20 protein-coding genes and 1 riboswitch are annotated in these 20,244 nt (G+C 69.5%); of the genes, 10 read left to right on the forward strand and 10 right to left on the reverse strand.

All coding sequences use genetic code 11. The annotated features are described in order from the left end of the window. Positions 1 to 28: 28 nt before the first annotated feature. Together ABZX61_RS53615 and purS are read right to left on the reverse strand one after the other, a co-directional pair. Entirely contained in the window at positions 29 to 415 is a 387-nt protein-coding gene (locus tag ABZX61_RS53615; RefSeq protein ID WP_350737367.1) for an ATP-binding protein, read from the reverse strand. Between the two features lie 219 nt (positions 416 to 634). Next, positions 635 to 880: a phosphoribosylformylglycinamidine synthase subunit PurS gene (gene purS / locus ABZX61_RS53620; protein ID WP_350737364.1), complete on the reverse strand. Its 246-nt coding sequence runs from the start codon at positions 878 to 880 to the stop codon at positions 635 to 637. Positions 881 to 1,113: 233 nt separating this feature from the next. Between purS and pdhA the strand changes: the two genes are divergently transcribed. From pdhA to ABZX61_RS53640, 4 genes are all read left to right on the forward strand, one after another. Then, positions 1,114 to 2,208 carry a pyruvate dehydrogenase (acetyl-transferring) E1 component subunit alpha gene (gene pdhA / locus ABZX61_RS53625; protein WP_355207761.1) on the forward strand — a complete coding sequence of 365 codons (1,095 nt, stop codon included), beginning with the start codon at positions 1,114 to 1,116 and terminating at the stop codon, positions 2,206 to 2,208. Then, entirely contained in the window at positions 2,205 to 3,185 is a 981-nt protein-coding gene (locus ABZX61_RS53630; RefSeq protein ID WP_355207764.1) for an alpha-ketoacid dehydrogenase subunit beta, read from the forward strand. Before pdhA ends, ABZX61_RS53630 begins: the two co-directional genes overlap by 4 nt. 11 nt (positions 3,186 to 3,196) lie before the next feature. Then, the gene (locus ABZX61_RS53635; RefSeq protein ID WP_355207767.1) at positions 3,197 to 4,597 is read left to right on the forward strand and encodes a dihydrolipoamide acetyltransferase family protein; all 1,401 of its coding nucleotides are present in this window, start codon (positions 3,197 to 3,199) and stop codon (positions 4,595 to 4,597) included. Between the two features lie 119 nt (positions 4,598 to 4,716). Further along, positions 4,717 to 5,010: a Dabb family protein gene (locus tag ABZX61_RS53640; protein ID WP_355207769.1), complete on the forward strand. Its 294-nt coding sequence runs from the start codon at positions 4,717 to 4,719 to the stop codon at positions 5,008 to 5,010. Here the strand turns inward: ABZX61_RS53640 and ABZX61_RS53645 are convergent. From ABZX61_RS53645 to ABZX61_RS53655, 3 genes are all read right to left on the reverse strand, one after another. Continuing rightward, positions 5,007 to 5,231 (reverse strand): hypothetical protein, encoded by a 225-nt coding sequence (locus tag ABZX61_RS53645; protein ID WP_192788390.1) that lies wholly within the window; start codon positions 5,229 to 5,231, stop codon positions 5,007 to 5,009. The two genes, ABZX61_RS53640 and ABZX61_RS53645, sit on opposite strands and share 4 nt — an antisense overlap. Before the next feature lie 71 nt (positions 5,232 to 5,302). Then, the gene (locus tag ABZX61_RS53650; RefSeq protein WP_355207772.1) at positions 5,303 to 6,241 is read right to left on the reverse strand and encodes an MBL fold metallo-hydrolase; all 939 of its coding nucleotides are present in this window, start codon (positions 6,239 to 6,241) and stop codon (positions 5,303 to 5,305) included. A 41-nt stretch (positions 6,242 to 6,282) separates the two neighbouring features. After that, a complete protein-coding gene (locus ABZX61_RS53655) occupies positions 6,283 to 8,088 on the reverse strand; it encodes an acyl-CoA dehydrogenase (RefSeq protein WP_355207773.1) in 1,806 nt (601 codons plus the stop codon). 103 nt (positions 8,089 to 8,191) lie between these two features. Between ABZX61_RS53655 and ABZX61_RS53660 the strand changes: the two genes are divergently transcribed. From ABZX61_RS53660 to ABZX61_RS53670, 3 genes are all read left to right on the forward strand, one after another. Beyond that, on the forward strand, positions 8,192 to 8,989 hold the full coding sequence (locus ABZX61_RS53660; protein ID WP_350737344.1) for a class I SAM-dependent methyltransferase: 798 nt from the start codon (positions 8,192 to 8,194) through the stop codon (positions 8,987 to 8,989). A 25-nt stretch (positions 8,990 to 9,014) separates the two neighbouring features. Further along, positions 9,015 to 9,073, forward strand: a riboswitch (guanidine-III (ykkC-III) riboswitch). 32 nt (positions 9,074 to 9,105) lie between these two features. Then, a complete protein-coding gene (locus ABZX61_RS53665) occupies positions 9,106 to 9,420 on the forward strand; it encodes a multidrug efflux SMR transporter (RefSeq protein ID WP_350737341.1) in 315 nt (104 codons plus the stop codon). Positions 9,421 to 9,457: 37 nt separating this feature from the next. Next, complete coding sequence (locus tag ABZX61_RS53670) at positions 9,458 to 9,841, forward strand: VOC family protein (protein ID WP_350737339.1); 384 nt, start codon at positions 9,458 to 9,460, stop codon at positions 9,839 to 9,841. A gap of 2 nt (positions 9,842 to 9,843) precedes the next feature. Here the strand turns inward: ABZX61_RS53670 and ABZX61_RS53675 are convergent, their stop codons facing one another. Next, positions 9,844 to 10,293, reverse strand: a complete 450-nt coding sequence (locus ABZX61_RS53675) for a hypothetical protein (protein ID WP_350737336.1) — start codon at positions 10,291 to 10,293, stop codon at positions 9,844 to 9,846. A gap of 76 nt (positions 10,294 to 10,369) precedes the next feature. Here ABZX61_RS53675 and ABZX61_RS53680 point away from each other — a divergent pair, with 76 nt between their 5' ends. Further along, the gene (locus ABZX61_RS53680; RefSeq protein ID WP_355207778.1) at positions 10,370 to 10,834 is read left to right on the forward strand and encodes a GNAT family N-acetyltransferase; all 465 of its coding nucleotides are present in this window, start codon (positions 10,370 to 10,372) and stop codon (positions 10,832 to 10,834) included. Here ABZX61_RS53680 and ABZX61_RS53685 read toward each other — a convergent pair. After that, the gene (locus tag ABZX61_RS53685) at positions 10,813 to 11,355 is read right to left on the reverse strand and encodes a helix-turn-helix transcriptional regulator (RefSeq protein WP_355207781.1); all 543 of its coding nucleotides are present in this window, start codon (positions 11,353 to 11,355) and stop codon (positions 10,813 to 10,815) included. The two genes, ABZX61_RS53680 and ABZX61_RS53685, sit on opposite strands and share 22 nt — an antisense overlap. 69 nt (positions 11,356 to 11,424) lie before the next feature. On the opposite strand from ABZX61_RS53685, the gene ABZX61_RS53690 reads away from it, so the two are divergent. Further along, positions 11,425 to 12,198, forward strand: coding sequence for a hypothetical protein (locus tag ABZX61_RS53690; RefSeq protein WP_355207784.1), 774 nt, complete (start codon positions 11,425 to 11,427; stop codon positions 12,196 to 12,198). Here ABZX61_RS53690 and ABZX61_RS53695 read toward each other — a convergent pair. Continuing rightward, positions 12,176 to 14,191 (reverse strand): molybdopterin oxidoreductase family protein, encoded by a 2,016-nt coding sequence (locus ABZX61_RS53695; protein WP_355207787.1) that lies wholly within the window; start codon positions 14,189 to 14,191, stop codon positions 12,176 to 12,178. The two genes, ABZX61_RS53690 and ABZX61_RS53695, sit on opposite strands and share 23 nt — an antisense overlap. A gap of 201 nt (positions 14,192 to 14,392) precedes the next feature. Between ABZX61_RS53695 and ABZX61_RS53700 the strand changes: the two genes are divergently transcribed. Continuing rightward, entirely contained in the window at positions 14,393 to 16,768 is a 2,376-nt protein-coding gene (locus ABZX61_RS53700; protein ID WP_355207790.1) for a lysylphosphatidylglycerol synthase transmembrane domain-containing protein, read from the forward strand. Here the strand turns inward: ABZX61_RS53700 and mgrA are convergent, their stop codons facing one another. Both mgrA and ABZX61_RS53710 read right to left on the reverse strand, forming a co-directional pair. Further along, positions 16,769 to 17,761, reverse strand: coding sequence for an L-glyceraldehyde 3-phosphate reductase (gene mgrA, locus ABZX61_RS53705; protein ID WP_355207793.1), 993 nt, complete (start codon positions 17,759 to 17,761; stop codon positions 16,769 to 16,771). It abuts the gene before it with no gap. Then, entirely contained in the window at positions 17,758 to 19,848 is a 2,091-nt protein-coding gene (locus tag ABZX61_RS53710; RefSeq protein WP_355207796.1) for a S9 family peptidase, read from the reverse strand. Before ABZX61_RS53710 ends, mgrA begins: the two co-directional genes overlap by 4 nt. Between the last annotated feature and the right edge of the window lie 396 nt (positions 19,849 to 20,244).

Raw genomic sequence — 20,244 nt, forward strand, 5'->3', positions numbered from 1 at the left:
CGGCTCGTGCGTCGGGCGAAGGCGCAGGTCAGACTGCTGCCAGCTCGCGGGGACGGGCGTCGGCCGAGTCGTCCCAGGCGAGGTGCTTGCGCAGGTGGACCGTGGTGCCACGGCCGGGTGTGATGCCGAAGGAGATCTCGTCCACCACGGAGCGCATGATCAGCAGACCACGGCCGTTCTCCGTGTCGGGTGGAGGGAAGTGCGGCGGCATCGTCGGCAGCCCGTCGCCGTTGTCCGCGATGCGCACGTCGCAGCGGCCGTAGCCGATCGCCGCGCTCACTTCGTAGCGGTTGGCAGGACCTCCGTGCCGCACCGCGTTGGAGCACGCCTCGGAGACGGCGAGGAGCATGTCGGCGATGCACGTCTCACTCACGTTGAGTGAACGCATGGCATCGCCCAGCACTCGCCTGACCATCGGTATGCCGATCGCATCCCGAGGCAGTGCCAACGAGAACTCAATATCCACCGGACTCCTCCGGGCGCCAGAACGTCACCTGGAGTAGGTTTCCCTGTGAAAACGGGGCTAACCGCAAAATCACGTTGTTGTTATTTAGTGTTGGCACGCCCGTGGCATTGTGCCGCCTCCGAACCCCGCTTTAACCGGCCAGGGGGGAATCCGGGCGGCAAATCTCCCCTAATCCTCAACCCGGACGCTGTAGTCCTCGATCACCGTGTTGGCGAGCAGGGTCTCGGCCATCTTGCGGATCTCCTCCAGCGCCGCCTCGTCGGCCGGGCCGTCGAGCTCGACCTCGAAGCGCTTGCCCTGGCGCACGGCCGAGACGCCGGAGAAGCCGAGCCTGGGCAGTGCCCTGGCGATCGCCTGGCCCTGCGGGTCGAGGATCTCGGGCTTCAACATGACGTCCACGATGACGCGGGCCACTGCGTTCCTCCTGGATGAGGTGGGTGACTGGGAAGCACAGCCTACCGGCGCGTGTGGCTGTCGACACAACGGGAACGGGGAGGGCATGGGGCTTGCGCGCAGGGCTGTGACGTCTGCCACGATGTCCCCAAACGCGTACGAACCACCACCAGATGGTTCATCGCTTGGAAGGCGGGCCTCAAGGTGGCAACCCCATCGAAGACCTGCCCTGACGACCGCAACAGGAGTGGCACGTGACAGCCGAAGCCTCTCGTGGTGCTGCAGACGCACCTCCGGAGCTCGTCCAATTGCTCACCCCCGAGGGCGAGCGGGTTGAGCACCCCGACTACGACATCGACCTGACCGATGAGGAGGTCAGGTCGCTCTATCGCGACCTGGTCCTCGTACGGCGCATCGACCTGGAGGCCGTGGCGCTGCAACGCCAGGGTGAGCTGGGCATCTGGGCCTCGCTGCTGGGCCAGGAGGCGGCCCAGATCGGCTCGGGCCGCGCATTGACCGACTCCGACATGGCCTTCCCCACCTACCGTGAGCACGGCGTGGCGTGGTGCCGCGACGTCGACCCGGTGAAGCTGCTGGGCCTGTTCAGAGGCGTGAACCACGGCGGCTGGGACCCCAAGGAACACAACTTCCACCTGTACACGATCGTGATCGGCAGCCAGACCCTCCACGCGGTCGGCTACGCGATGGGCATCCAGCGCGACGACGCCAGCGCCGCCACGATCGTCTACTTCGGCGACGGCGCCACCTCGCAGGGCGACGTGAACGAGTCGTTCATCTGGGCCAGCGTGTTCAACGCGCCGATCGTGTTCTTCTGCCAGAACAACCAGTGGGCCATCTCCGAGCCCCTGGAGAAGCAGACCCGCATCCCCCTCTACCGGCGCGCCTCCGGCTTCGGCTTCCCGGGGATCAGGGTGGACGGCAACGACGTGTTCGCCTGCCTGGCTGTGACCAGGAAGGCGCTGGAGGCCGCCCGCACCGGTCAGGGGCCGACGCTCATCGAGGCGTTCACATACCGGATGGGCGCCCACACCACCACCGACGACCCGACGCGCTACCGCGTGGCCAGCGAGCTGGAGGCGTGGAAGCTCAAGGACCCGATCGAGCGGGTCAGGTCGTACCTGTTCAAGAACGAGCACGCCGACCCGTCGTTCTTCGACTCCGTCGACGCCGAGGCCGACCAGCTCGGTGCCGACCTGCGCAGGCGCTGCCTGGCCATGCCCGACCCCCAGCCGCTCGACATCTTCGACCACGTCTACCGCGAGCCCCACGCCCTGATGGACCAGGAGCGCGCCCAGTACGCCGCTTACTTGGAGGGGTTCGCCAAATGACGGTCATGAGCCTGTCCAAGGCGCTCAACGAGGGCATGCGCAAGGCCATGGAGGACGACTCCAAGGTCCTCATCATGGGCGAGGACGTCGGCAAGCTGGGCGGCGTCTTCCGGGTCACCGACGGCCTGCAGAAGGACTTCGGCGAGGACCGCGTCATCGACACGCCGCTGGCCGAGTCGGGCATCATCGGCACCGCGATCGGGCTGGCGCTGCGCGGCTACCGGCCGGTGTGCGAGATCCAGTTCGACGGGTTCGTCTTCCCGGCCGCCGACCAGATCATCACGCAGCTCGCCAAGATGCCGATGCGCTCGCTGGGCGCGATCAAGCTCCCGGTCGTCGTACGCATCCCGTGCGGCGGCGGCATCGGCGCGGTCGAGCACCACAGCGAGTCGCCCGAGGCGTACTTCACCCACACGGCCGGCCTGCGCGTCGTGTCCTGCTCCAACCCGGCCGACGCGTACACCATGATCCAGCAGGCCATCCGCAGCGACGATCCGGTGATCTTCTTCGAGCCCAAGCGGCGCTACTGGGAGAAGGCCGACATCGACACCGGCTCCACCGACTGGTGGCCGCCGCTGCACGCGGCCCGGGTCGTGCGGCCCGGGTCCGACGTCACGCTGCTGGCCTACGGCCCCATGGTCAAGACGTGCCTGGAGGCCGCCACGGCCGCCGAGGAGGACGGCCGTTCGCTGGAGGTGATCGACCTGCGCTCGCTCAACCCGCTGGACGAGCCGGCCGTGATGGACTCCGCGCGCCGTACCGGGCGGGTGGTGGTCGTCCACGAGGCCCCCGTCAACAGCGGTTTCGGGGCCGAGCTGGCGGCCAGGATCACGGAGCAGTGCTTCTACCACCTGGAGTCGCCGGTGCTCAGGGTCGGCGGCTTCTCCACCCCCTACCCGCCGTCGAAGCTGGAGGAGCACTACCTGCCCGATCTGGACCGGGTGCTCGACGCCGTCGACCGGGCCTTCGGGTACTGAGGGGGGTTCTCATGCGACGCGAGTTCAAGCTCCCCGACGTCGGCGAAGGGCTGACGGAGGCCGAGGTCGTCCGCTGGCACGTCGAGGCGGGTGACGCGGTCAAGGTCAACCAGATCGTCGTGGAGATCGAGACGGCCAAGTCGATCGTCGAGCTCCCGATCCCCTGGGACGGGGTGGTCGCGGACCTGCTGGCCGAGGCGGGCCAGACGGTCGACGTCGGCGCCCCCATCATCGCCGTCGAGACCTCCGAAGGCGCCGCTCCCGGCGAGCCGGCCGTCTCGGAGGAGACCAAGGCCCTGGCCGAGGACATGGTGCCCACGCCTCCGGCGGAGGGCGCCGTCGAGCCCGGGGCCCACGGCAGCCCGGCGCCCAAGGAGGAGCGCCAGGCGGTCCTGGTCGGCTACGGCGTCAAGACCGGCGCCACCAAGCGCCGCCCCCGCAAGCCCCAGGCTCCCGGCATCCCGGCGAACCCGGTGGCCAACCCCTCCCGCGTGGAGGTGGACGGCGGCCCTGCCCCTGCCCCTGTCGCGCCGCCGGCCGGCCGGGTCGGCGTCCTCGCCAAGCCACCCGTACGGAAACTGGCCAGGGACCTCGGCGTCGACCTGTCCACCCTCGCCGGCACCGGCCCCGAGGGCTCGATCACCCGCGAGGACGTCCACGCCGCGGCGCAGGCCGGAGCGGCCCCGGTCGCCGAGGTGGCGGCGGCCGAGCGGCCGGAGGAGCGCATCCCCGTCAAGGGCGTGCGCAAGATGACCGCCCAGGCCATGGTCGCCAGCGCCTTCACCGCTCCGCACGTCACCGAGTTCCTCCAGCTCGACGTGACGAACACCATGGAGACGGTGCAGCGCCTGCGCACCTTCCGGGACTTCGCGGACGTCAAGGTGTCCCCGCTGCTGCTGGTGGCCAAGGCGGTCCTCACCGCCGTCAAACGCCACCCGATGATCAACTCGTCGTGGGACGAGGCGGCGCAGGAGATCGTGCTCAAGCGCTACGTGAACCTGGGGATAGCCGCCGCCACCCCCCGCGGCCTCGTGGTGCCCAACGTCAAGGACGCCCACACTCTGTCGCTCCCCGAGCTGGCCGGGCGGCTGGCCGAGCTCACGGAGACCGCCAGGGCGGGCCGCACCCAGCCGGCCGAGATGGCCGGCGGCACCTTCACCATCACCAACGTCGGCGTCTTCGGCGTCGACGCCGGCACCCCCATCCTGAACCCCGGCGAGGCCGCCATCCTCGCCGTCGGCCAGATCAGGGACATGCCGTGGGTGGTGGACGGCGAGCTGGCGGTGCGCAAGGTGACCACCCTGGCCCTGTCGTTCGACCACCGCATCGTGGACGGCGAGCTGGGCTCGATGTTCCTGCGCGACGTCGGCGACATGCTGGAGGACCCGCTGCACATGCTGGCCTGGAGCTAGCCGGGAAAGCCTACGGCGATCGCCGGGAGGACCCCTCCCCCGGCGATCGCCGTAGGCCGGGGACACCCGCACCCATCCCGTACAGAGTCACGCCGTCGCGATCTGATACACCTGATCGCATGATTCGCCACATCGTGTTGTTCACCTGGACCGAGGCCGCGACCGACGAGCAGAAGGAGACGGTGACCGCCGAGCTGGGCAAGCTGCCCGGCATCATCCCGCAGCTCCGCTCGTACACCGTGGGCCCGGACGCGGGCATCAACCAGGGCAACCACGACTACGCGGTGGTGGCCGACTTCGACGACGTCGACGACTACCTGGTCTACCGCGACCACCCGCAGCATCAGGCGGTGATCGTGGAGCACATCAGGCCGATCCTGGCCTCCCGGGCCGCGGTGCAGCTCAGCCTCTAGATCTCCGGCGGGTTGTTCTCGCGGTGCATCAGCCGGCCCTCGGAAGTGCGGCCCCTCCTGGGGGCCAGCACGACGCTCAGCACCACTCCCACGCCACCGACGATCATGAAGATGAGCCCGACGACGTCCATGTGGACGGCCTTGCCGAACACGTCGGGCTCGATCGCGAATCTCAGGATGGCGCCAAGCGTGAGGAAGAAGATGCTTACCCCGACACCCATGACGACCTCCAGGCAAACGGCGAGTACAGCCACGGTCATACCCGGGTACAGAAGATCACACCCGTAACATCTCAGGCGAGGCAGGACAAAGGCTTGCCACCGTTGTAGGTGATCATGTCGAACACGGCGGTGGCCAGGTCGATCGGCGCGCCCAGCGGCTGTCCGTCGAGTTCGGCGTAGGCGCGGTGCAGGTTGCCCACGATGCGCTCGGAGTCCAGCAGCCCGCCCCACTCGCCCAGGTCGGCCTCCCTGGCCGCCTCCAGCGGCGACAGGCCCGCCGCCCGGCCCCGCGCCGCGGTCTCCTGCACGAACCGCAGGTAACCCTCGACCCGGTCGTACGCCTCCGGCCCGCACACCCCGCCGTGCCCCGGCACGACGGTCTCCGCCCCCAGCGCCCTGAGCTGGTCGAGCGCGTCCAGCGCCCCGGCCACCGAGCCCATCAGGACGAACGGCGTGCCGCCGTTGAAGACGAGGTCGCCCGAGAACAGCAGCCGCCGCTCGGGGATCCACACGTACGAGTCGTTCGTCGTGTGCGCGGCGTGGCCCACGTGCCTCACCTCGCACCGCAGGTCGTCGGAGTGCAGGGTGATCCGGTCGGTGAAGGTGAGGAACGGCGGCACCACCTCCATCTCGCCCCACTCCACCTCGGGCGACCACGCGGCGCGGTAGGTGGGGACGCCGTCGGCCAGGATCTGCTCCCGCACGCCCTCGTGCCCGACGATCGTGGCCTCGGGAAAGAGCCAGTTGCCGAACGTGTGGTCGCCGTGGTGGTGGGTGTTGACCAGCGTGGTGATCGGCCGGTCGGTGACCGTGCCGATGGCCTCGCGGAAGGCCCGCGTACGGCGCTCGGTCGAGCAGGCGTCGACGCAGATCACGCCGCGCCGGCCGGCCAGGAAGCCGGTGTTGTTGATCCACCAGCTCCCGTCGGGCTGGATGTAGGCGAAGACGCCCTCGGACACCTCTTCGACCTGGGGCGGAGGAAGGGGGTGATCGTGAGAAGTCGAGCTCATGCCGCGACCGTACTCCCTCGAAGCACCCCCGCCCCTACGGTTTAGAAGGCCTCCTCGGGGAGCTCCATGAGCTCCTGCCCGGTGGAGTCCACGATCCGGCGCTCCGTCGCCAGCCGCGGCAGGACGGTCTTGGCGAAGAACGAGGCCGCGGCCACCTTGCCCAGGTAGAACGGGTCCTCGCCGTCGGCCAGCCTGGCCAGCGCCACCTCGGCCTGCCGCAGCAGCAGCCAGCCGATCACCAGGTCGCCCAGCGCGAGCAGGAGCCGGGTGGTGTTCAGCCCGACCTTGTACACCTCGGCCGGCGCCTCCAGCGAGCCCAGCGCCCAGCCCGCCATGGTGTCGCCCATGGCCTTGACCTCGGCGGCCGCCTCCGCGAGGAGCTTGCGCTCCTCCTTGAGCCGGCCGTTGCCCGCCTCCGAGCCGGCGAACTCGCCGATCTCGGCCAGCAGCGACCCGACCGCCGCGCCCTGGTTGCGCAGGATCTTCCGGAAGAACAGGTCCAGGCCCTGGATCGCGGTCGTGCCCTCGTAGAGGGAGTCGATCTTGGCGTCCCGGATGTACTGCTCGATCGGGTAGTCCTGCAGGTAGCCCGAGCCGCCGAGGGTCTGCAGCGAGCGGGAGAGCAGCTCGTACGACCGCTCGGAGCCGACACCCTTGACGATGGGCAGCAGCAGGTCGTTCATCTCACTGGCGTGCCGGTCGTCGGGGTCGACCAGGAGGGTGTCCTGGAACGTGGCCGTGTAGAGCACCAGGGCCCGCATGCCCTCGGCGTACGACTTCTGCAGCATGAGCTCGCGCCGCACGTCCGGGTGGTGGGTGACGGCGACCCGCGGGGCGGCCTTGTCGGCCATCCGGGTCAGGTCCGCGCCCTGCAGGCGCGACTTGGCGTACTCCAGCGCGTTCAGGTAGCCGGTGGAGAGCGTGGCGATGGCCTTGGTGCCGACCATCATGCGGGCGTGCTCGATAACCATGAACATCTGCCTGATGCCCTCATGGACGTCGCCCACCAGCCAGCCGACGGCCGGGTGCTTGTCGCCGAACGTCAGCTCGCACGTCGTGGAGACCTTGAGCCCCATCTTCTTCTCGACGTTGGTGACATAGACGCCGTTGCGCTCGCCCAGCTCGCCGGTCTCGAGATTCACGTGGAACTTCGGCACCAGGAACATCGACAGCCCCTTGGTGCCGGGGCCGTGGCCCTCGGGGCGGGCCAGCACGAGGTGGAAGATGTTCTCGGTCATGTCGTGCTCGGCGCTGGTGATGAAGCGCTTGACGCCCTCGATGTGCCAGCTGCCGTCCTCCTGGCGCACCGCCTTGGCCCGCCCGGCGCCCACGTCGGAGCCGGCGTCCGGCTCGGTGAGGACCATCGTGGCACCCCACTCGCGCTCGATGGCCAGCTCGGCGAAGCGCTTCTGCTCCGGCGTGCCGACCTTCCACAGCGTGTAGGCGAAGTTGGGGCCCGCGGCGTACATGTACAGCGCCGGGTTCGCGCCCAGCACCATCTCGGCCGTGGCCCAGGCCAGGCTCCTCGGGATGCCGGGGCCGCCCAGCTCGGGGGGCAGGTCGAGGTTGGCCCAGCCGCCGTCCACCAGCGCCTTGTAGGACTTCTTGAAGCCCTCGGGCACCTTCACGGAGCTGGTCGCCGCGTCGAACACCGGCGGGTTCCTGTCGCCCTCCTCGAAGGAGTCGGCCAGGACGCCGGAGGCCAGCCTGCTGACCTCGTCAAGGATGCCCCGGGCGACCTCCTCGTCCACGTCCGCAAAGGGCCCTGTGCCGAGGATCTCGCGTCGCCCGAACACCTCGAAGAGGTTGAATTCCAGGTCTCGCACGTTGCTCTTGTAGTGGCCCATGGGGTCGATCTCCTTGAACCGAGGGGTATTCGTACTGGCGAGTAACCTTACTCTGCAATGCTACCCGCGGGTAACCCCAGGTATGCGTGGCATGCTCGTCTCCATGGACGCCGAAGAACTCGCCGCGAGATGGCGAGAGCGCCTGGAATCCTGGGCCATTCCCGACGAGATCATGGCCAAGGTTTCTGCCGACCCCTGGAGTCACTCGCCCGAGCGGTTCGGCACCCGTACCGACAGGGCGCTGGCCGAGCCCGACGACGGCCCCACCATGTCCCGGCTCTCGGAGGCGCTGCCCGACAAGGGCACGCTGCTCGACGTGGGCTCGGGCCCCGGCGCCTCGTCCCTGCCGCTGCACGAGCGCATCGGCCACCTCTACGCGGTGGACACCTCGGCGTCGATGCTGGAGGGGCTGACCGCCCGGGCGGAGAAGCTCGGCGTGCCGGTCACAGCGATCGAGGGGCGCTGGCCCGACGTGGCCGGGCGGGTGCCCGTGGTGGACGTCACCGTCGCCGCCCACGTGATCTACAACGTCCTCGACCTGGCCGACTTCCTGCGGGCCCTCGACGAGCGCACGCAGGGGCGGGTGGTGCTGGAGCTCACGCACCGCCATCCCATGAGCTGGATGGCGCCGCTGTGGCAGCACTTCCACGGGGTGGACCGGCCGGTCCGGCCCATCGCCGAGGACTGCGTGGCGCTGGCCGCGGCGCTCGGCTACCCGGTGCAGGTGGAGGAACGGGAAGCTCCCCTGGAACGATTCACCTCGCTGGAGGACCTGGCGGCCAGCGCGTGCCGCAGGGTGTGCCTCGACCCGTCCAGGGCGGAGGAGGTCGCGGCCACGGTGATGGAGCTGGGCATGTGGCCGTTGCCGCGCGACCGATGGGTCACCATCTGGTGGGAATGATCCCGTCGAGGGCCGCGTTCTTGCTCATGAGCTGACAGCTCCCGGACGAGACGCGCCGTACCCGGAACGCCAAGACGACGCACGCACTGATGTCTCGTCCCAAGGGAGTTCTGATCATGGCGTGGATCGTCCTCGTGCTGGCCGGCGTCTTCGAAGTCGTCATGGCCCTTTCGCTCAAGCTCAGCAACGGGTTCGGCAATCTGTGGTGGACCCTGTCGTTCCTCGTCACGGCCGTGCTGAGCTTCGGCCTGCTCTCGTACGCGCTCAAGACCCTCGAAGTCGGCACCGCGTACGCCGTCTGGACCGGCGTCGGCGCGGCGGGCACCGCGGTGCTGGGCATGATCGCCATGGGGGACGAGGTCTCGCCGGCGCGCATCGTCTCGATCGCGCTGATCCTGGCGGGGGTCATCGGCCTGCGGGTGCTCGCCTGACCTTGACGTTTCGGCTCGTCACGGGTTGGGTGTCCGGGTGATCGAAATTCATGCCGTGACCATCGACGCCGCCGACCCGTACGAGATCGCCACCTGGTGGAGCAAGGCCACCGGGCTGCCGCTCGGCGAGGGTGACAAGCCGGGCGACGACGAGGTCATGCTGCGTACCAAGCAGGACCCGTTCCTGCTGTTCATCCGCGTGCCCGAGGGCAAGACCGTGAAGAACCGGGTCCACCTCGACGTCAACGGCACCGAGGGCAGGACCCGCGACCAGGAGGTCGAGCGGCTGATCGGGCTGGGCGCGACCGTCCACGACGACCTGCGGCAGCCCGACGGCACCGGCTGGGTGACGATGCTCGACCCGGAGGGCAACGAGTTCTGCGTGTGCCGGAGCCAGGCGGAGCGGGAGGCGCAGGGCTGAGCTCACCGGGCGGAATCGGCGCGGCCCCGCATGGTGAGGGTCAGGATGCCGGCGATCAGGTAGACCAGCGCGCCGTGCCACAGGGCCTGCACGCCGGAGCCGAACACCCCTTCGTGGTCGAGCACGAGCTGCACGGGATAGTCCAGCACGGCCGTGATGGCCGCGGGCAGCAGCGCGAACTTCCACGGGTGCTTCAGCGACCAGAGGCGGGCCTGGCGGGTCACCCGGTCGCCCTCGTGCGGCTTGGAGACCGCGCCGATCGCGGCGATCAGGGCGAACAGGCTGATGCCCAGGCCCAGCGCCCACACCAGGTCGCCACCGCCCGTGAGCACGCCCAGGCCGAAGCTGGTCGCGGCGACGGCGCCGCCACCGACGGCGGCGGCCTTCCAGGGGGCGCCGCGGAGCGCGGCGCCCGACAGCGAGACTTCGTCTCGTCGGCTGATTTCGTTCATGTCACTCATGGTGCCTTTTCGGCCCCCTTGGGGGCATCGGGGACGGACCCTGAGCCATCCCTGACATCATTCGGACATGCAGCAAAGTGAGAAAGTGCTCTTCCGCGAAGCCCGCAAGGAGGATGTGCCCGCGATCGTGGCGATGCTGGCCGACGACCATCTCGGCGCCACGCGCGAGGGCGACCCCGGCGACGAGCGCTACCTGGCGGCGTTCGAGCGGATCGACGCCAACCCGTACGACGAGCTGATCGTCGCCGAGCAGGACGGCGAGGTGGTGGGCACGATGCAGCTCACGTACCTGGCCGGGCTGTCGCGGCTGGGCGCCGAGCGGTGCCAGATCGAGGCCGTCAGGGTCGCCGCCGCCGCCCGCGGCCAGGGCCTCGGCGGCCGGATGATCAAGTGGGCCGTCGACCGGGCCCGGGAGCGCGGCTGCGCCGTCGTGCAGCTCACCTCCGACAAGTCACGTACGGACGCGCACCGCTTCTACGACAACCTCGGCTTCACGGCCTCCCACGAGGGCTACAAGCTCTCGCTGAGCTGATCCAGCATCCAGCGGCACCAGTCGGCCCGGTGCCGCTCGTAGCTCAGCCCGCAGCGCAACGTGGCGTAGTTGCCGAACCGGGGATCGCCGAAGGCGGGCGGCCCGTCGAATGACGCCTCCTGCCGCTCGTACTCGGCCAGCCGCTCCTCGTGCGCGGCGAGCTGGTCGGCGAACATCCGCCTGACCAGCTCCGGCTCGGCCAGCCACGACGCGTACGTCTTCAGCACCAGCTCGTCGCGCTCCGGCCGCTCGCGGGGCGGCGCGGTGACCCATTCCCGCAGCGCCGCCTGGCCCTCGGCGGTCAGGTGGTAGACCTTCCTGCCCTGCGGCCCCGGCCCGTGCTCGGCCTCGAACCCGACCAGCCCTCCGGCCCGCAGCTTCTGCAGCTCGGCGTGGATCTGGCTGTGCCCGGCCGTCCAGAAGTAGCCGACGGGCCGCCGCATGGCCGCGGCGAGGTCGTACCCCGTGCGCTCGCCGCGCGCCAGCACGGCGAGGATCGCGAATCCCAGCGTTGAGGTCATGGTTCGCCCAAGGATATGGTGCTCCTACAACTATGTCAGTTCTGACATAGTTGAGCGGAAAGGGCGGCCATGCGCGCGTTGGTAGGTGTGGTGGGGCTCATGGTGGGAGTGCTGACGGCCTGCGGGGGCGCGGCCAGCACCGGTGCCGCGGCGCCCGGCCCGAGCACGAGTCCCGCGGCGACGAGTCCGGCCCCGGTTCCCGAGGCGACGACGTCGGCCCCGATTCCCACGGGGCCGAACGTCTCCGGGTGCTTCACCGAGGCGGACGGCAAGATCTTCAAGCACGGCGGCGATCTGCCCGGCGTGATCACCGGCGACGGCCCGGTGGGCGTGGTCATCACCTATGAGCGCCGGGGCAACGTGTGCACGTGGCGGCCCCTGTCGGACCGCCTCGTGACCGCCGGCTACCGCGTCCTGCTGTACGCCAGGACCTCCGCCATCCTCCCCGAGGACGGCGCCGTCGCGATGGCCGGGCGCCTGGCCAAGGAGCCGGGCGTCAAGCGGATCTTCCTGGTCGGCGGCTCGATCGGCGCCACCACCGCCGTCCCCGCCGCCCTGCGGCTCGGCCCGAAGGTGGCCGGCGTGGTGGCCGTCTCAGGCGAGATCAGCGCGGAGAACGCGGCCAGGCTGACCGTCCCGCTCCTGCAGATCGGCTCCGCGAACGACGGGTACGGCGGCGCCGACGACCTGGCCACGGCGCACGCCGCCGCCACGAAGGCCCCCGACAACCAGACCATGGTCATCCCGGGGGAGAGCCTGCACGCCTCGGCCCTGTTCGCCAGCCCTCACGGGAAGGACGTGCTCGACCGGATCGTGGCGTTCATGGACCGGCACAAGGGCTGATCTCGACCAGGTTGTCGTGGAAGCCCGGCCCCCTGCCCATGTCCCCGTCCCGCTCGGCCACGACCGCGTTCGGGTTGGCGCCGCCGGGGGTCAGCTTCGGCCAGCGCCCCTTCGGCGAGGCCACCACCCCGGCCGCCACGCGGTCGCTGATCTCCACGTCCGCCAGGAACTCGCCGCCGTCGTTGTGCACGCGTACCCGCTGACCGGCCACCAGCCCCCGGACCGCCGCGTCGGCCGGATTGACCAGCACCACCGGGTCCTTGGCGCGGCGGCGCAGCTCCGGGTTGTTGCCGAAGGTCGTGTTGAGGAACGTGTGCGCCGCGGGCGTGACCAGCGCCAGCGGGTACGGCGAGCCGCCCCTCGCGCCGGCCGTGTGGGACGGGATGTACGCCTTGCCCGCCGGCGGGAAGCGCATCCTTCCCGAGCGCGTCGGGAAGCCCTCGGCGAACGGCGTGAAGGGCTCGGGGTAGTTCATCCGCACCCAGCCCTCCTTGCGCAGCCGGTCCAGCGTGATGCCCTCCAGCGACGGGTGTCCGCTCGACAGCAGCTGCTCGGCCAGCTCCAGGTCCGAGTCGAACAGCGACGGCTCGGTCATCCCCATGTGCGCCGCCAGCCGCCGGAACGTCTCCGTCGTGGACAGGCACTCGCCGGGCGGAGGCTCGGCGGGCTCGTTCCAGAGCAGGTAGAGGTGCCCGTATCCGGCGTGCAGGTCCTGGTGCTCGGTCTGCATGGTCGCGGGGAGCACGATGTCGGCGTAGTCCACGGTGTCGGTCGGGAACTGCTCCATGACCACCGTGAACAGGTCCTCGCGGGCGAGCTGCCGCCTGATCGCGTTCGCGTCGGGGCTCGAGCCCGCCGGGTTGGCCGCGTACACCCACAGGCATTTCACGTCGTCGAGCTGGGACCCCAGCTTGGTCATGACGAGCGTGCGGACCGGCTTGGCCAGCAGGTCGTCGCGGGTGTCGATGTCGAAGTGCACGTGGCCGCTGGTGGAGTAGGCGATGCCGCCGCCGGGGTGGCGCCAGTCGCCGGTGACGCCGGGGATCGAGGCGAGCGTGCGCAGCGCGGTGCCGCCGCCCTGGTGCCGCTGGAGGCCCTGCGTGGCGCGGATGGCGGTCGGGCGGGTGTGGGCGAGCCGTATCCCCAGGCTGTGGATGGCGGAGGCGGGGATGCCGGTGATTTCAGCCACAGTCTCGACCGGATATTTCAGGATTTCCTGGCGGAAGTCCTCCCAGTCCTCGGTGTGCTCGGCCAGGAACTCCTCATCCTGCGCGTTCTCCGCCAGCACGACGTTGAGCAGCCCGAGCGCGAGCGCCGCGTCCGTGCCCGGCCTGATCGCCAGGTACTCGTCGGCCTGGTCGGCCGTCCTGGTGCGGATCGGGTCGATGGCGACGACGTGCGCCCCGTCCGCCCGCGCGTCCTGGATGAACTTCCACAGGTGGTGGCCGCTGGTCAGCGTGTTCGTGCCCCAGAGCAGGATCAGCTTCGCCAGCGCGAAGTTCTCGGGGTCCATGCCGCCCGGGGTGCCGTTCGTCCGCATCAGGCCGCTGCTGCCGGCCGCCGAGCAGATGTTGAGCCAGTGCTTGGAGGCGCCCAGCATGTTCCAGAACCGCCGCCCGGCCACGCCCTCGCAGCCCTGCAGGTAGCCGAGTGTGCCGGTGCCCAGGTACGGCCAGATGGCCTCCCCGCCGTGCTCCTCGACGATGCCGCGCAGCCGCACCGAGATCTCGTCGAGCGCCTCGTCCCAGGTGATGCGCTCGAACTGGCCGGAGCCCTTGGGGCCGATGCGGCGCATGGGGTGCAGGATGCGGTCGTCCGCCCGGGTGTGCTCGAGGTAACGGTTGACCTTCACGCACAGGGCGCCCCTGGTGTACGGGTGGTCGGGGTTGCCGCGGAGTTTGGCGGCCCTGCCGTTCTCCACGGTGACCACCCAGGAGCAGCCATCCGGGCAGTCCAGCGGACACGCCCCCAAAACCCTCAATTCACCCGACATGGGACACAGACTACGTCCCGCACCTGGAATGACGGCAGACGCGGAAATGCGTGTAGCCTGCCCGGTGCGACGATTGCGGGGGCGATTGAGGACACTGGAAGCCTAGAGATCGCACGGTCCGGCCGGGAAGGTGCAGAATCGCTGTCGGTGGCCGAAATCAGGGAACGAGATGACACGGAGGACCTCGAGGGGGATCCAGCCGTGGATGAGTCACGCGCGGAAAGCGACGTCTACGTTGTAGAGCCGCTGCTGCCCCAGCGTCTTCGCCGCCCCTCCGACCTGCTGCGCTTCTTCGCCACGCTCATCGTGCTCGGCGCGGTCGTCCTGCTCGCGCTGGTCGCCAAGCAGACGCTCATCGGCCTGGAGGCCGACGTCAAGGAGGGCGCGCAACTCGTACCGCTGCTCAGCAGGATCGCCGCGTTCCTCGGTGGCGCGGCCGTGCTCATCGTGCCCGCGGCCTTCGCCGTCGAACGGGTCTTCCACCGCGACGGGCTACGCGTAGCCGAAGGGCTGATCGCCGCGATCATCGGTATGGCCGGGTCGTTCCTGCTCGGGCAGTGGCTGGTCGCCGGCAACGCCGAGGACCTGCGCGTGCTGCTGACCGGCGACCGGACGATCGAGCCGGTGAACACGCTGCTCACCTCGGTCGTCGCGTACGCCACCGCCGTCCGCATCTCGCGCCGCCCCACCTGGCGCATGCTGATGTGGACCACGATCGCCCTCTACGTCCTCGCGTTCTTCTCCGGCCGGCAGATCACGATCCCGAGCGCCATCGTCACGGTGCTGGTCGGCATGGTCATCGGCTACGCCACCCTCTACGGTGTCGGCAGCCCCAACACCAGGCCGGCGGGCAGCGCCCTGGTGGCCGCGCTGCGCAAGCTGTCGTTCGCGGTGGTCTCGGCCCGCCGCATCGAGGACGACCACCAGGGCAGCCGCCGCTACGCCATCGGGCTCAAGGACGGCACCAGCCTCGACGTCACCGTGCTCGACCGCGACCGGCAGGTGGCCGGGCTGCCGTACCGGCTGTGGCGGCGCATCCGGCTCAACTCCGAGACCAGGCGCCGGGCCATCAGGTCGCTCCGGGCGGAACTGGAGCGCGAGGCGCTCATGGCGTACGCGGCCCAGGCGGCCGGCGCGAGCACCCCCAGGCTGCTCGGCACCAGCGAGATCGGCACCGAGGCCGCGATGCTCGCGTACGAGCACATCGAGACGCGCCCCCTCGACGAGGTGCCCGACGAGCAGATCGACGACGAGCTGCTCGCCCAGATCTGGGAGCAGGTGGAGCTGCTGCAGATCCAGCGCCTGGCGCACCGGCGGCTCACCGGCGACAGCATCCACCTCGACCGGGCGGGCCGCGTCGTGCTGACCGACGCGCGCAGCGGCGAGATCGCCGCCGGTGACCTCCTGCTCAGGCTCGACATCGCCCAGCTGCTCACCTACCTGGCGCTGCGCGTCGGCCCTGAACGCTCCGTACGGACGGCGGCGGCCGTCATGGGGCCCGACTCGCTGGCCACCGCCATGCCGCTGCTCCAGCGCATCGCGCTGACCAGGGAGACCCGTTCGGCCCTCTCCAAGAACAAGAACCTGCTGGCCGGCATCCGCGAGCACATCGTCGCGCTCAAGCCGCAGGGCAAGGTCGAGGAAGTACGCCTCGAACGCTTCAAACCGCGCACCCTGATCACGATCATCGCCAGCACGCTGGCCGCGTACATCGTGCTCTCCCAGCTCAGCCGGGTCGACATCTACCGGGTGGTCACCACCGCGAACTGGGCCTGGTCCGGGGTGGCGCTGGTCGCGTCGTTCGTCAGCTTCGTGGCCGCGGCCCTGATGCTGCGGGGCTTCGTGCCCGAGCCGCTGCCGCTCTGGCGTACCGTGCTCGTGCAGTTCGCCTCGTCGTTCGTCAAGCTCGTCGCGCCCGCCGCCGTGGGCGGCGTCGCGATCAACACCCGTTACCTGCAGAAGCGCGGCATCTCGCCGGCCAGCGCGGTGGCCAGCGTGGGGGCCTCACAGCTCATCATGCTGGTCTTCCACATCGCGCTGCTGCTGCTGTTCGCCTACATCACCGGCTCCACCACGACCACGTCGTTCACCCCGTCGCGTGGCCTCGTCCTGGTGCTGCTCGCGGTCGCGGTGCTGGTCGTGGTGGTGCTCGGCGTGCCGCCGCTGCGCAGGCTGGTGACCTCCAGGATGCGCAAGCTGTTCTCGAACGTGCTGCCCAGGCTGCTCGACGTGCTGCAGTCGCCGCGCAAGATGGTGGAGGCGTGCACGGGCACGCTCATGATCACCCTGGCGTTCGTGCTCTGCCTGGACGCCTGCGTGGCCGCGTTCGGCGGCTCGCTCAGCTTCACCGCCGTCGCAGTCGTCTACCTCACGGCCAACGCCATCGGCTCGGCCGCGCCCACACCGGGCGGTCTGGGCGCGGTCGAACTCGCGCTCGCGGGCGGCCTGACCGTGGCCGGCGTGCCCGCCGAGCTGGCCACCTCGGCCGTGCTGCTGCACCGGCTGCTCACGTTCTGGCTCCCGGTGCTGCCCGGCTGGGCCGCCTTCACCTACCTCCAGCGGCACGAATCCCTGTGATCAGCGGGCCGTGTAGCGCTCGGTGATCTTGTCGATGGCCGCCAGCTCGTCCTCCGTGAAGGCCGGGCCGTCCACGCACGCCACGTTGTCCTCGAGCTGCCGCACGCTGCTGGCCCCGATGAGCACGCTCGTCACCCGCGGGTCCCTGAGCGTCCACGACAGCGCCATCTGGGCCAGCGTCTGCCCGCGGCCCCTGGCGATCTCGTCGAGGCCGCGGGCCAGGTCGAGGTCGATCCGGTCGGCGCTGAGGAACCTGCTCGTCGCCGCCCGCGAGTCCGCCGGCACGCCGCCGAGGTAGCGGTCGGTCAGCAGGCCCTGGGCCAGCGGCGAGAACACGATGCAGCCCATGCCCGCCTCCTCCACCGCGTCGAGCAGCCCGTCCTCGATCCACCGGTTGATCATGGAGTAGGACGGCTGGTGGATGAGCAGCGGCGTGCCCAGCTCGCGCATGATCCGCGCGGCCTGGGCGGTCTGCTCGGCCGAGTAGTTGGAGATGCCCGCGTAGAGCGCCTTGCCCGAGCGCACGGCCCGGTCGAGCGCCCCCATGGTCTCCTCCAGCGGCGTCCCCGGGTCGGGGCGGTGGCTGTAGAAGATGTCGACGTACTCCAGCCCCATGCGCTTCAGCGACTGGTCGAGGCTGGCCAGGACGTACTTGCGCGACCCCCACTCGCCGTACGGGCCCGACCACATGTCGTAGCCGGCCTTGGTGGAGATGATCAGCTCGTCCCGGTACGGGGTGAAGTCCTCGCGCAGGATGCGGCCGAAGTTCGTCTCCGCCGAGCCGTACGGGACGCCGTAGTTGTTGGCCAGGTCGAAGTGCGTCACCCCGAGGTCGAACGCGCGCCGCAGGATCGCCCGGGAGTTCTCGATCGGGCGGGTGTCGCCGAAGTTGTGCCACAGGCCCAGCGAGACCGCGGGCAGCTTCAGCCCGCTGCGACCGCTGCGGTTGTACGGCTGCCGCTCGTAGCGCCGGTCGTCGGCCTGATAGGTCATGAGGTGCCCCTCTCGATGATCCAGGAGAGCGCGAAGGCCTCCTCGCGCCAGGCGTCGTAGCGCCCGCTGCGGCCGCCGTGCCCGGCGCCCATCTCCGTCTTGAGCAGGAACGGCCCGCCGTTCGCCGTCGCCCGCAGCCGGGCGATCCACTTCGCGGGCTCGTGGTAGAGGACGCGGGTGTCGTTCAGGCTGGTGATGGCCAGGATCGGCGGGTACGCGCGGCCGTCCACGTTCTCGTACGGGGTGTAGCTCTTCATGTAGGCGTAGACATCGGGGTTGTGCAGCGGGTCGCCCCACTCGTCCCATTCGATCACAGTGAGCGGGAGCGACGGATCCAGGATGGTGTTCAGCGCGTCCACGAACGGCACCTCGGCCACCACGCCCGCGAACTCCTCCGGCGCCAGGTTCGCGACCGCGCCCATCAGCAGGCCGCCGGCCGAGCCGCCCCTGGCGATGACCCGCTCGCTCCAGCCGGTCGCCTTCAGGTGCCTGGCCGCGGCCACGAAGTCGGTGAACGTGTTCCGCTTCCTGGTGAGCTTGCCGTCCTCGTACCATCGGCGGCCCATCTCACCGCCGCCCCTGATGTGCGCGACGGCGAAGACGAACCCGCGGTCGAGCAGCGAGAGCCTCGGGACCGAGAAGCCGGGGTCGATGGAGGTCTCGTAGCTGCCGTACCCGTACAGAACGGTCGGCGCGGGCTTTGCGGAGTCCTTGCGCTTCACGATGGACACCGGGATCCTCGTGCCGTCCTCGGCCGTGGCCCACTCGCGGAACTGCTCGTAGTCGGCCGGGTCGTAGCCGCCCAGCACCGGGCGCCGCTTGAGCAGGATCAGCTCGTGCGTGTCGAGCTCGTAGTCGTACACGCTGGGCGGGGTGACCATGCTCGTGTAGGCCAGCCGGAGCCGCGTCGTGGTGAACTCGGGGTTGCCCGCGGGCCCGACGTCGTAGAGCGGCTCGGGGAAGTCGATCTCGTACGCGTTCCGCTCGGCGGCCTCGACCCGCTCGCGCCGGCCCTGGACGTCGGCCGGGTACGGCAGCACGCGCAGGCCGGTCAGCCCGTCGCGGCGGAAGTGCACCACGGCGTGGTCGGAGAAGGCGTCGATCTCCAGGAGCCTGGTGTCGTCCCGGTGGGCGATCAGCGGCGTCCAGGTGCCGGGGGCGTCGAGCGGGGCGGTGGCCAGCTCGAAGTTCTCGGCGTTCTCGTTGTGGAGCACGTAGAAGAAGTCGCCCGCGTGCTCGACGCCGTATTCGACGCCGGTCTTCCTGGGGCGCACGACCGTGAACTCACCGGCAGGATCGGTGGCGTCGAGAATCCGCACCTCGCTGGTGATCTTGCTGCCCGCGCCGAGCACGAGGTATTTCTCGCTGCGCGTGAGGCCGATGCCGACCCAGTAACGCTCGTCGGACTCCTCGTAGACCAGCACGTCCTCTTCGGTGCCGAGGGTGTGCCGGTAGACCTGGAACGGGCGCCAGGCGTCGTCGACGCGCGTGTAGAAGAACGTCGAGCCGTCGGCCGACCAGGCGCCGCCGTAGAAGATGTCGGTGATCTCGTCGGGGAGCAGTTCGCCTGTTTCGAGGTTCTTGAACTTCAGCGTGAATCGCTCGTCGCCCTTGAAGTCGGTCGAATAGGCCAGCATCGTGCCGTCGGGCGAGACGGAGCTGGTGCCGATCGAGAAGAACGGGCTGTCGGCGGCGAGCTCGTTGCCGTCGAGAATCACCTCCTCGCGTTCGAGAGTGGCTCCCGGGGTGATCTCCGGAGGCGTGTCGCTGTCGGCCGGGACCCGGCAGGAGACGGCGTACTGCTTGCCTTCCGAGGTGCGCGAGAAGTACCACCAGGAGCCCTTGCGGCTGGCCACCGAGAGGTCGGTTTCCTGCGTGCGGCCCTTGATCTCCTGGAACACCTGCTCCTGGAGATCGGAGAGGTGAGCGGTCTGCTGTTTGAGAAACTCGTTCTCCGCCTCCAGATAGGCGGTGGTATCGGGATCTTCCTTGTTGCTCAGCCAGGCGTACTCGTCGATGACGGTGTCACCGTGGTGGGTGCGCTCAGTCGGAACCTTCTTCGCCACTGGCGGCGTGTTACTGCTCACGTGGGGAGTCTATGTTCGGGCGTGATCGATCTGTGTCCGTCGTACGCGGCGATCCGGCACGAGAGGTCGGGAGCGCTGCTAATCTTGAAGAGCCGAAGCAGTCCGGCACAAGCCTTCTTCCTCCTCCATCACGGCGGACGTGCGCGTCCACTCGTGAGGGCTGGTAACTTAGAGGGGTTGTCCCGGAAGCGGGGCGGGTCTTAATTCCAGCAAGTCGAGCAAGTCGGGTCAATTTGACAGGGACTTGAACGGCTGAAAGAATAAAGACACAACGAAATGAACGCCTCCGAGCGAAAGACCTGAACGGTTTTGAGCAAGGAAGTACGCGTCCGTTTCTTGAGAACTCAACAGTGTGTTAAAAGCCAGTGCATGAGATACACATGCATATCCCCGTCA

Origin of the sequence: Nonomuraea sp. NPDC003709, from assembly GCF_040610775.1 — a bacterium.
Taxonomy (GTDB): domain Bacteria; phylum Actinomycetota; class Actinomycetes; order Streptosporangiales; family Streptosporangiaceae; genus Nonomuraea; species Nonomuraea angiospora_A.